9 protein-coding genes are annotated in these 10,497 nt (G+C 33.8%); 7 read left to right on the forward strand and 2 right to left on the reverse strand.

From position 1 onward, the window contains the following. Positions 1-15: 15 nt before the first annotated feature. From dsrM to dsrP, 5 genes are read left to right on the forward strand one after another with little or no spacing between them, the layout of a single operon-like run. The gene (gene dsrM, locus V4D31_RS09430) at positions 16-1,005 is read left to right on the forward strand and encodes a sulfate reduction electron transfer complex DsrMKJOP subunit DsrM (protein WP_353686184.1); all 990 of its coding nucleotides are present in this window, start codon (positions 16-18) and stop codon (positions 1,003-1,005) included. Positions 1,006-1,009: 4 nt separating this feature from the next. After that, complete coding sequence (gene dsrK / locus V4D31_RS09435; RefSeq protein ID WP_353686185.1) at positions 1,010-2,623, forward strand: sulfate reduction electron transfer complex DsrMKJOP subunit DsrK; 1,614 nt, start codon at positions 1,010-1,012, stop codon at positions 2,621-2,623. Position 2,624: 1 nt separating this feature from the next. Continuing rightward, positions 2,625-3,026, forward strand: a complete 402-nt coding sequence (gene dsrJ, locus V4D31_RS09440; RefSeq protein ID WP_353686186.1) for a sulfate reduction electron transfer complex DsrMKJOP subunit DsrJ — start codon at positions 2,625-2,627, stop codon at positions 3,024-3,026. After that, positions 3,023-3,793, forward strand: coding sequence for a sulfate reduction electron transfer complex DsrMKJOP subunit DsrO (gene dsrO / locus V4D31_RS09445; protein WP_353686187.1), 771 nt, complete (start codon positions 3,023-3,025; stop codon positions 3,791-3,793). Before dsrJ ends, dsrO begins: the two co-directional genes overlap by 4 nt. A gap of 13 nt (positions 3,794-3,806) precedes the next feature. After that, positions 3,807-4,997, forward strand: a complete 1,191-nt coding sequence (gene dsrP, locus V4D31_RS09450) for a sulfate reduction electron transfer complex DsrMKJOP subunit DsrP (protein WP_353686188.1) — start codon at positions 3,807-3,809, stop codon at positions 4,995-4,997. A gap of 47 nt (positions 4,998-5,044) precedes the next feature. On the opposite strand, the gene V4D31_RS09455 is transcribed toward dsrP, so the two are convergent. Together V4D31_RS09455 and kdsB are read right to left on the reverse strand one after the other, a co-directional pair. Then, positions 5,045-6,697 (reverse strand): CTP synthase, encoded by a 1,653-nt coding sequence (locus tag V4D31_RS09455; protein WP_353686189.1) that lies wholly within the window; start codon positions 6,695-6,697, stop codon positions 5,045-5,047. Beyond that, complete coding sequence (kdsB, locus tag V4D31_RS09460) at positions 6,676-7,449, reverse strand: 3-deoxy-manno-octulosonate cytidylyltransferase (RefSeq protein WP_353686190.1); 774 nt, start codon at positions 7,447-7,449, stop codon at positions 6,676-6,678. Before kdsB ends, V4D31_RS09455 begins: the two co-directional genes overlap by 22 nt. 32 nt (positions 7,450-7,481) lie before the next feature. Between kdsB and lnt the strand changes: the two genes are divergently transcribed. Next, positions 7,482-9,071: an apolipoprotein N-acyltransferase gene (gene lnt / locus V4D31_RS09465; RefSeq protein ID WP_353686191.1), complete on the forward strand. Its 1,590-nt coding sequence runs from the start codon at positions 7,482-7,484 to the stop codon at positions 9,069-9,071. Further along, a protein-coding gene (gene prfB, locus V4D31_RS09470; RefSeq protein ID WP_353686192.1) for a peptide chain release factor 2 occupies positions 9,050-10,163 on the forward strand; the annotation gives its coding sequence in 2 pieces (ribosomal slippage) (positions 9,050-9,124 and positions 9,126-10,163; 1,113 coding nt in all). The genes lnt and prfB overlap by 22 nt, the downstream gene beginning before the upstream one ends. The last annotated feature ends 334 nt before the right edge of the window (positions 10,164-10,497 follow it).

A 10,497-nucleotide genomic window follows, 5' to 3' on the forward strand; every position in this document is an offset into this window, starting at 1 on the left:
GAGAGGTAGGGTGAAATGGGTATAGGATTAGCTTTTATAGCAGTTTTAGGATTAATAATTTTCGCCTATATTGGCACTGATATTTTAGGGCTGGACAGTTTATTCGCAATCGTTTTTCCCTATGCTGCAGTCTTAATTTTCATCATTGGATTTATCTATAGGGTGGTCAAATGGGGAAAATCACCTGTTCCTTTCAGAATCCCAACAACTGCAGGACAGCAATTTTCTCTTCCATGGATTAAGTACAGCAAGATTGACAATCCTGCAACTGGCTGGGGTGTGGCATTAAGAATGTTTTTTGAAATTGCTTTTTTCAGATCCCTTTTCAGAAACACAAAAGCTGAAATACTCAATGGAAAGCTCTATATTGGTTCAAACAAATGGCTGTGGCTTGGAGCAATAGCTTTTCATTATTCATTTCTGATTATACTTATCAGGCATCTGAGATTCTTTGTAGCTCAAACTCCCTGGTGTGTCTCTATAATTGACTCTGTTGACTCTTTCTGGCAGATTGGTCTTCCTATGCTTTATATGACAGATATCATAATAGCTGCTGCTCTTCTTTATCTTTTAGGAAGAAGAATATTTAATCCTCATGTAAAATATATTTCTTTGCCTTCTGATTACTTTCCACTTTTCCTTATAATTGGAATAGTTACAACTGGTATTCTGATGAGATATTTTGCTCGAGTTGACATAACAAGCATAAAAGAACTTGCCTTAGGCTTAGCTTATCTTAAGCCCACCGTGCCTGAGGGAATAGGAAGTCTCTTTTACATTCATCTTTTCCTTGTAAGTGTTCTTTTTGCTTACTTCCCATTCAGCAAACTCATGCACATGGGTGGTGTATTTTTAAGCCCTACAAGAAATCTTGCTAATAACAACAGAATGAAGAGGCATGTGAATCCATGGGATTATCCAGTTAAGCATCGTCATTATGAAGAATATGAAGATGAATTTAGAGAAAAAATGAAAAAAGCTGGAATACCAGTAGAAAAGGAGTGAGACTATGGGATTACCAAAACCAGAAGAATTAATCTCAACAGTTAATTTAAAAAAGATGCCATCCAGATGGTGGATGGATACTTTACCTGTAGAATTTAAGCCTGGTTTTTACTGTTACGGTGCAAAAGGAAAAAACCTTGAATATGTTGATTTTCCAAATGCAAGAGATTTTCATCCAACTGATCCAGATTGGAAACTTCCAGAAGACTGGAAAAAAATAGTAATTGAAGGAATCAAACAAAGGCTTGAAAGATTCAGAACATTCCATGTATTCATGGACATATGTGTAAGATGTGGAGCCTGTGCTGATAAGTGTCATTTCTTTATAGGTTCTGGAGATCCGAAAAACATGCCGGTTCTGAGAGCAGAACTTCTAAGGTCAGTTTACAGAAAATACTTTACCACTGGTGGAAAACTCTTTGGAAGGAATGCAGGAGCAAGAGACCTTGATCTTGATGTTTTAAAAGAACTCTGGTATTATTTCTATCAATGCACAGAGTGTAGACGTTGCTCCCTCTTCTGTCCTTATGGAATTGATACAGCAGAAATAACAATAATTGCGAGAGAGCTTCTCAATCTTCTTGGACTGAATATTGATTGGATATCAGGTCCTGTTGCAAACTGTTACAGAACTGGAAACCATCTTGGACTTGAGCCTCATACAATGAAATCAACTCTTGAGTTCATGTGTAATGATATAGAAGAAATCACAGGAATCAAAATTGACCCACCAATAAACAAAAAAGGAGCAGAAATTCTTTTTGTAACACCCTCAGGAGACCTATTTGCAGACCCTGGAATATATACCTGCATGGGTTACATGATGCTTTTCCATGAAATAGGACTTGACTATACATGGAGCACCTTTGCATCAGAGGGTGGAAACTTTGGATTCTTTACATCCCATGAAATGGCTAAAAGACTTCATACAAAAATTTATGAAGAGGCAAAGAGGCTTAAAGTTAAATGGATAATTGGTGGTGAGTGTGGACACATGTGGAGAGTCTGGCATCAATATCATAATACATGGTATGGACCTGTTGATTTTCTTGAAGAGCCTGTTTCACCAATTACAGGAACAAAGTTTGAAAATGCTAAATCAAATAAAATTGTTCATATAAGTGAGTTCACTGCAGACCTTATCAGGCATGGAGTTCTTAAATTTGACAAATCAAGAAACGACAATCTTATAGTTACATTCCATGACTCCTGTAACCCATCTCGTGCTATGGGAATACTTGAAGAGCCAAGATATATCATTAAAAATGTATGTAATCACTTTTATGAGATGCCTGATGAAACAATACGTGAGCAAACATTCTGCTGCGGCGGTGGTGCTGGATTAAATGCAGGTGAAATTATGGAATTAAGAATGAGAGGAGGATTCCCAAGAGCAAATGCTGTAAGATATGTTCATGAGAAATTTGGGGTAAACATGCTTGCATGTATATGTGCAATTGATAGAGCAACTTTACCACCTCTTATGGATTACTGGGTTCCTGGTGTAAGAGTAACTGGAGTTACAGAGCTTGTAGCAAATGCAATGATAATGAAGGGTGAAAAGGAAAGAACAATGAATTTAAGGATGGAGCCACTACCAGGAAAGGAGGAACAATAAAATGTATGATGGATGGAAAATAATTCTTGGATTAATAGTTTTTGTAGTGATTGTGACTCTTCCTTTCACAATGAGTGTTGGAAAGACTTATGTAGAGCCTAAACCAAGCATTGATACTCCTGAAATACAGAAAATGGAAAAGAAACAATGTATTGAACCAAAACAATACATGAGAGAGATGCATATAAAAATTCTTTATTCATGGAAAGATTATGCTACAAGACAAGGCAAAAGGATTTATATTGCTTCAGATGGAAAGCAATACAATATAAGTCTTCAAAATACCTGTATGAAGTGCCATTCCAACAAAGAGAAATTCTGTGATGAATGTCACAATTATGTGAATGTGAAACCCTATTGCTGGGATTGTCATATTGAGCCTAAGGTGGGAGGGTTAAAATGATTACAAGAAGAGACTTTTTGAAAATAGCTGCTTTTTCATCATTGCTTGGTTTAGGTAGTGCCTTTACAATTAATGCACTGGAAAAAGAGCCAGGACAAAAGGTGTTAAAAGATATCAAGGCGCTACAAGGAAAAAGATGGGCAATGGTAATTGATACAAGGAAGTTTAAAACACAGGAAGACTTTGAAAAGGTTATAAGAGCATGTCATAAAGCTCATAATGTTCCTGAAATTGCCAATCCTCTTCATGAAGTAAAATGGATATGGACAGATGACTATGAACACACTTTCGCAGGCACTGCTGAGCAATACATATCAAAAGAAGTAAAAGAAAGAAAATTTTTACTGCTCTGCAATCACTGTGACAATGCTCCTTGTGTCAGAGTATGTCCTGTTAAAGCAACATTTAAAAGACCTGATGGAATCACAATGCAGGATATGCATCGTTGCATAGGATGTAAATTCTGTATGGCAGGATGTCCTTATGGTGCGAGAAACTACAACTTCCTTCCACCAAGAGACTATATTAAAGAATTAAATCCTGAGTATCCAACAAGAACCCTTGGAGTTGTAGAAAAATGCACATTCTGTAATGAAAGAATTGACAAAGGACTCCTTCCATACTGTGTTGAGGCTTCTGAAGGTAAAATCCTCTTTGGTGATCTCTATGATCCTAAATCTGAGATAAGAAAAGTTATAGCTGAAAACATAGTTATTCGCCGAAAAGTTGAACTCGGCACACAGCCTATGGTTTTCTACATAATTTAATGGGAGGTAAAAGATGCTTGATTTAGCGTTAAAAGGCAGACCAAGATACTGGATCTGGGTATCTTTTTTAATAACAATGATACTCATTGGTTTTATATGCTGGATGAGAGAACACCACATTGGTGCAGCTTTTACAACAGGATTAAGTAGAGATGTAACATGGGGCTTTCATGTTGGTCAGTTAACTTTCTTTGTAGGTGTTGCTGCTTCTGCTGTTTTGGTAGTGCTACCATATTACTTTCACAACTATAAGGTATTTGGAAGAATAGCTGTAATTGGAGAGTTTCTTGCTGTAGGATGTGTTCTTATAGCAATGCTTTCAGTTTTTGTTATTATGGGACAGCCTTCCCGTGTATGGAATGTTCTTCTTCATCCTACACCCCATTCAATAATCTTCTGGGATATGGTGGTCCTTATAACCTATTTATCTCTTAACCTTCTTTGTGGATGGACAGTGCTACATGCTGAGAAAAAAAGTGCTCCACCACCAAAATGGATTAAACCATTTATATACTGGGCAATACTCTGGGCACCCTCAATTCATACAGTAACAGCTTTCCTTTATGCAGGCTTACCTGGAAGACCTCACTGGATGACAGCTCTTCAGGCAGCTCACTTTCTTGCAACAGCCTTTGCAGCAGGTCCAAGTCTTCTTATAATTCTCAGCATGATAATCAGAAAGGTTTCAAAATTTGACCCTGGTCAGCAGGCAATTAATAAACTTGCAGAAATAGCTACCTATGCTTTAATCATTCATTTATTTTTTATAGGGCTTGAATTCTTCACTGCTTTCTATAGCCAGATTCCAGATCACATGAAACCATTAATATATCTTTATCAGGGACTTGAAGGACATAACAGACTTGTTCCATGGATGGCTGTATCCACACTGCTTGCCTTTATTGGATTAATTATATTCATATTCCCACCTTTAAGAAAGTGGAATGTAACCAAAGTAATTGCTGCTGCATGTGTATTTTTCTCTATATGGATGGACAAAGGATTTGCCTTTGTGGTTAGTGGTTTCATTCCAAATCCTTTTGACAGAGTCACAGAAGCATGGATAGCTCTGAATGAGTTTCTTGTGGCTGCTGGTGTATGGTCAGTAGGAGCACTTGTAATAACAGTGCTTTATAAAATCGCAATCACTGTTAAAGAAAAAGCAGTATTTGACAAATATGGGCAAAAACAGGTTATAGAGTAGAATTTAATATTAAAAATTGTCCAAGGGCGGTTAAATCCGCCCTTTTTTTATTCAAAAGAACTGAAAAGAGAATGTTTTCCCTTTAAAGATGCCTTTATAAATTCTCTAAATAAAGGATGAGGTCGGAAAGGTTTTGATTTAAACTCCGGATGAAATTGACACCCCAGAAACCATGGATGTTCTTTAAATTCAATTATTTCTACAAGCTGACCATCAGGAGATGTGCCACTAAAAACAACACCTTTTTCTTCAAGTATGGGTATATATTTATTATTAAACTCGTATCTATGTCTGTGTCTTTCTGAGATTTCTCTCGTTTTATAAGCTTCATAGGCTTTTGTTCCTTCTTTTAAGACACATGGATATGCTCCGAGTCTCATTGTTCCACCTTTTTGCGAATCAATTGTTCTAACCTCATACCTTCCAGTTCTTGGATTAAACCATCTTTCCATTAAATAAATAACAGGATGTTCTGTATCAGGGTCAAATTCTGTAGAATTAGCTCTATTGAGTCGTGCAAGATTTCTACTCAACTCTATTACAGCAGTCTGCATCCCAAGACATATTCCAAAAAAAGGAATTTTGTTCTCCCTTGCATATCTTATAGCTTCAATTTTACCTTCAATACCGCGGGTACCAAATCCTCCTGGAATCAGAATACCGTGAGCTTCTGAAAGATGTATTTTTGCTCCATCTTTTTCTATATCTTCTGAGTTTACCCATAAAATGTTAACCCTTGCTTCATTGGCTATTCCACCATGAATCAATGCTTCATTTAGACTTTTATAAGAGTCTTTTAATCCAACATACTTACCAACAACAGCTATATTGACCTCTGTTTTAGGATTCTTAATTCTTTGAACCACATTCTCCCATTCGGTTAAATCGCTCAATCTATGAGGTAAACCAAGTTTTTTTTCAATTAGCAAGTCAAGTCCTTCCTGTTTAAAATTCAAAGGAACTTCATAGACAGTCTCAACATCATGAGCAGAGATAACAGAGTCAAAATCAAGATTGCAGTGAAGAGCTATTTTTTTCTTAAGTGCATGTGGTAATGGGCGATCTGCTCTGCAAAGAAGAATATCTGGCTGAATTCCTATTGCTCTTAAACTGTTAACACTGTGCTGAGTTGGCTTTGTTTTGAGTTCTCCAGCACTTTTTACATATGGAACTAATGTAAGATGAATATATAAGACATTTTCTCTACCAACATCATATCTAAACTGCCTTATAGCTTCAAGAAAAGGAAGTCCTTCTATATCTCCGACGGTTCCACCTACTTCTACAATAACTATATCAAACAGTTCTCCAGCTGCTGATTTAATTGCCTGTTTTATCTCATCTGTAACATGGGGGACAACCTGAACAGTATGGCCAAGATAATCACCTCTTCTTTCTTTTGATATAACATTGTAGTAAATTTTTCCAGAGGTATAATTGTTAACATGTGTGGTTGTTAAATTAGTAAATCTCTCATAGTGTCCAAGGTCAAGATCAGTCTCACATCCATCATCAGTCACATAAACTTCTCCATGCTCAAAAGGGCTCAAAGTGCCTGGATCAACATTTATATATGGATCAAGTTTCTGAATTGTAACTTTAAAACCTTTTGCCTCAAGGAGTGCACCAATTGAAGCTGCTGCTATTCCTTTCCCTAAGGCTGATACTACTCCACCGGTTATAAATATGTATTTAGGCATTGCTCAGCTACCTCCAGATCTTCAGGAGTATCTATTCCAAATGAATCATATTCTGTTACCCCTACTTTTATTTTTATTCCATTTTCAAGTGCTCGCAATTGTTCTAAAGCCTCTATTTTTTCCAGTCTTGACTGTGGAAGTTTTATAAAATTTTTAAGGATTTCAACTGTATATCCGTAAATTCCTATGTGTTTATACATAAAATCATTGGTTGAAACTCTTTTTAAATATTTTTCTCTGTCAAATGGTATTGGACAGCGAGAAAAATAAAGAGCATAGCCTGCTTCATCAAAAACAACCTTTACAATGTTTGGATTTTGAAACTCCCTTTCATCATAAATTTTTTTTGCCAGAGTTCCAATAAATTTATTTGAATAAGAAACTTCTTTCATAATATTTACAAGCTGGTCAATCATTTGAGGCTTTATCAAGGGTTCATCTCCTTGAAGATTAATTATAATTGATTTATTGGTTAAATTATATCCATCCTCTATTAAAATATCAACTGCCTCAGCAATTCTGTCAGTTCCTGATAGATGCTTTTTTGATGTCATTATAGCTTTTCCACCAAAGGCAGTAACACATTGAAATATTCTTTCGTCATCTGTTGCTACAAACACTTCATCAACCAGCTGAGAGGCTTTTGCTTTTTCATATACATGCTGAATAATTGGTTTATTTTTTAAAGGAGCAAGAACTTTTCCAGGAAATCTTGTAGAAGCAAATCTTGCTGGTATAATAATTGTAACCATAAATTCAATTTTTATGATAACATAAATATCTAATGTTGTGGCCAGATTTTATAAAAGAGTTAAAACTTGATTTAATTAAAACAATTAAAAAATATTTTTTATCAGCTTTATCAGCTTTTGCACTGGTATTAAGCTTTGCTCCTTTTAATCTATTTTTTCTTGCATGGTTTTCTTTTTTACCATTTTTTTTCTTTTTAAACAGAGCTCAAGATTATAAAACTGTGTTTAAAGGAGGTTTGATTTTCGGATTTTTTTATTTTTTAGGAAATATTTACTGGATATATCATTCTCTTTACTATTACGGCTCTGTTCCTTTGCTTTTAAGTTATTTTATTGTTGGATTACTCAGTTTATATCTTGCGCTGTATCCTGCTTTTTTTTCTCTGATATATAAAACTTTGTTAAAAAATAATTTACCAACATCATTTTATGCTCCCTTTATATGGGTTAGTCTTGAAGTTTTAAGGAGTTATCTTTTTACAGGATTTCCCTGGGCAGTGATAGGTTATAGCCAGTATAAATTTTTAATAATCTCGCAAATTGCTGATATTACAGGAATTTACGGAATTTCATATCTTGTTGTACTTTTTAACTGTTTTATTTTTGATTTATGGAGCTTTAAAGAAAAAAAAGCTCAATATCCTCTTTTATCATACATTCCAAGCATTATAAACATAATTATGGTTTTAATAATTTTTGTTTTTTGTATAGGTTACGGAATAAAAAAACTTTATGAACCAGTTAGTGGTAGACAATTTAAAGCAGCTATAATTCAGGGAAGTATACCTCAAAATGAAAAATGGGATTTTAATAAAGTAAATGGGATTTTAAATATCTATAAAGACCTTACAATAAAAGCTAAAGCATATAATCCACAGCTTGTTGTATGGCCCGAAACAGCGGTTCCTTTTGTGTTTGAAAAAAATAAATACTTTACTTCAGATTTAATAAACTTTGTTAAACAGCAAAATATATATTTGCTCTTTGGAAGCATAATGGAAAGACAGAAGGATAATTACACAAACAGTGCTGTTTTAATTGATCCAAATGGAACAATTGCTTATTATTATGATAAAATACATTTAGTACCCTTTGGAGAATATGTTCCTTTAAGAAAAATTTTATTTTTCATTAACAAATTAACAGTTGGAATAGGAGATTATAAGCCTGGAGACAGCTATACTGTAGCAATTACACCGTTTGGAAGATTTGCAACTTTAATCTGTTATGAAAGTATTTTCCCTGGACAGGTAAGAAAATTTTATCAAAAAGGTGGACAATTTATTGTAAATATTACAAATGATGGATGGTTTGGAAACACTGGAGGGCCGTATCAGCATTTTTCTATGGCAGTATTTAGGGCAATTGAGAATAGAAAGCCTTTAATAAGAGCAGCTAATTCTGGGATTTCAGGTTTTATAGACAGTAAAGGAAGAATTATAAATAAGACAGCTTTATTTGAAAGAACTTATTTAGTTGAAGATATTCAAGGAGATGAAAAATTAAGTTTTTATACAAAATATGGAGATATATTTGCCTATTTCTGTATTGTATTTTCTTTAATTTTTGTTATAGGAAATGTAAGATTTGGGGGTAAAAGATGGTTACATATGAAGATTTAAAGGTTCTTTTAAAAGAAACTAAAGAGAGAATTTTTTCCTTAAGAGGTTGTCTTTGAGATAGATAAGCTTAAAAAAAGACTTGAGGATCTGAATAAAGAGCTTCAGAAAGAAGAAACTTGGCAGAATATAGAAAAAATAAAGAAAATTCAGAAAGAAAAAAATAGACTTTCAGAAGTAATTGAACCCATTGAAAATATTACTGACCGATTTTTGTATCTTGAAGAAGCTTTTAGTATTGCTGAATCTGAAGAAGAAGGATATCTTCTCTTAAAAGATTTAGAAAGCGAGATAGAGAATATAAAATCCCAGATTGATAATCTTGAAATTCAGCTTTTACTTAATGGAGAGCATGACAAAAATAATGCTATAGTTTCAATTCATCCTGGAGCTGGTGGAACAGAAAGTCAGGATTGGGCTGAAATTCTTTTTCGTATGTATTTAAGGTGGGCTGAAAAGAAAGGTTTTAAAGTAGAAATTATTGATTTACAAGCAGGTGAAGAAGCTGGAATTAAAGATGTTACTTTTACTGTTGAAGGACAGTATGCTTATGGATATTTAAAATCAGAATCAGGAGTTCATAGACTTGTAAGGATTTCACCCTTTGATGCTAATAAAAGAAGACATACTTCTTTTGCAGCTGTGTCTGTTTTACCTGAAATTGAAGATGATATTCAGGTTGAAATAAAAGATGATGATATAAGAATTGATACTTTTAGAGCTTCTGGAGCAGGTGGACAACATGTAAATAAAGTTTCTTCTGCAGTAAGAATTGTTCATATTCCAACTGGAATTGTTGTTACATGTCAGACTGAAAGGTCTCAACATAAAAATAGAGAAATTGCAATGAAAATTTTGAGATCTAAACTTTATGCTTTATTGCAGAAACAGCAGGAAGACAAGATTAAATCTATTGTAGGTGATAAAAAAGAAATAGCCTGGGGAAATCAAATAAGGTCTTATGTGCTTCATCCTTACAGGTTAATAAAGGACCACAGGACAAATATAGAAGTTTATAATGTTGAAGAAGTTTTAGATGGAAATATAGATATTTTTATTGAGACATATCTTAAAAAGTTTGCTTCAGTTTCTTAAATTTTTTATTTTAGTTTTTTTGAAGTAGTTATAGAGATGTTTATTATGTTTAAAATTGTTTTTTTGCTTCTTTTGTAAAAGTTTTGAATGTTTAAAATTTAGGATGGTTTTTTAACAAATTTAACAATTAATGATTAAAATGATTTTAACTATAAAAGTTATGTTAATAAATTTAGAGTTTTTAACAATTTATTGCTCAGTTTGTTAATTATAGGATATAATGAAAAGGTTCAAAATTGGCACTAAGGATAAAACTCTTTGAATTTAAAAAGTTTTTAATTTAACAGGCTTTTAACAGTAAAGTTTTTAACAAATGTTAAAAAGTTGTTGAAAA

Origin of the sequence: Thermodesulfovibrio sp. 3462-1 (assembly GCF_040451425.1) — a bacterium.
Classification (GTDB): domain Bacteria; phylum Nitrospirota; class Thermodesulfovibrionia; order Thermodesulfovibrionales; family Thermodesulfovibrionaceae; genus Thermodesulfovibrio; species Thermodesulfovibrio obliviosus.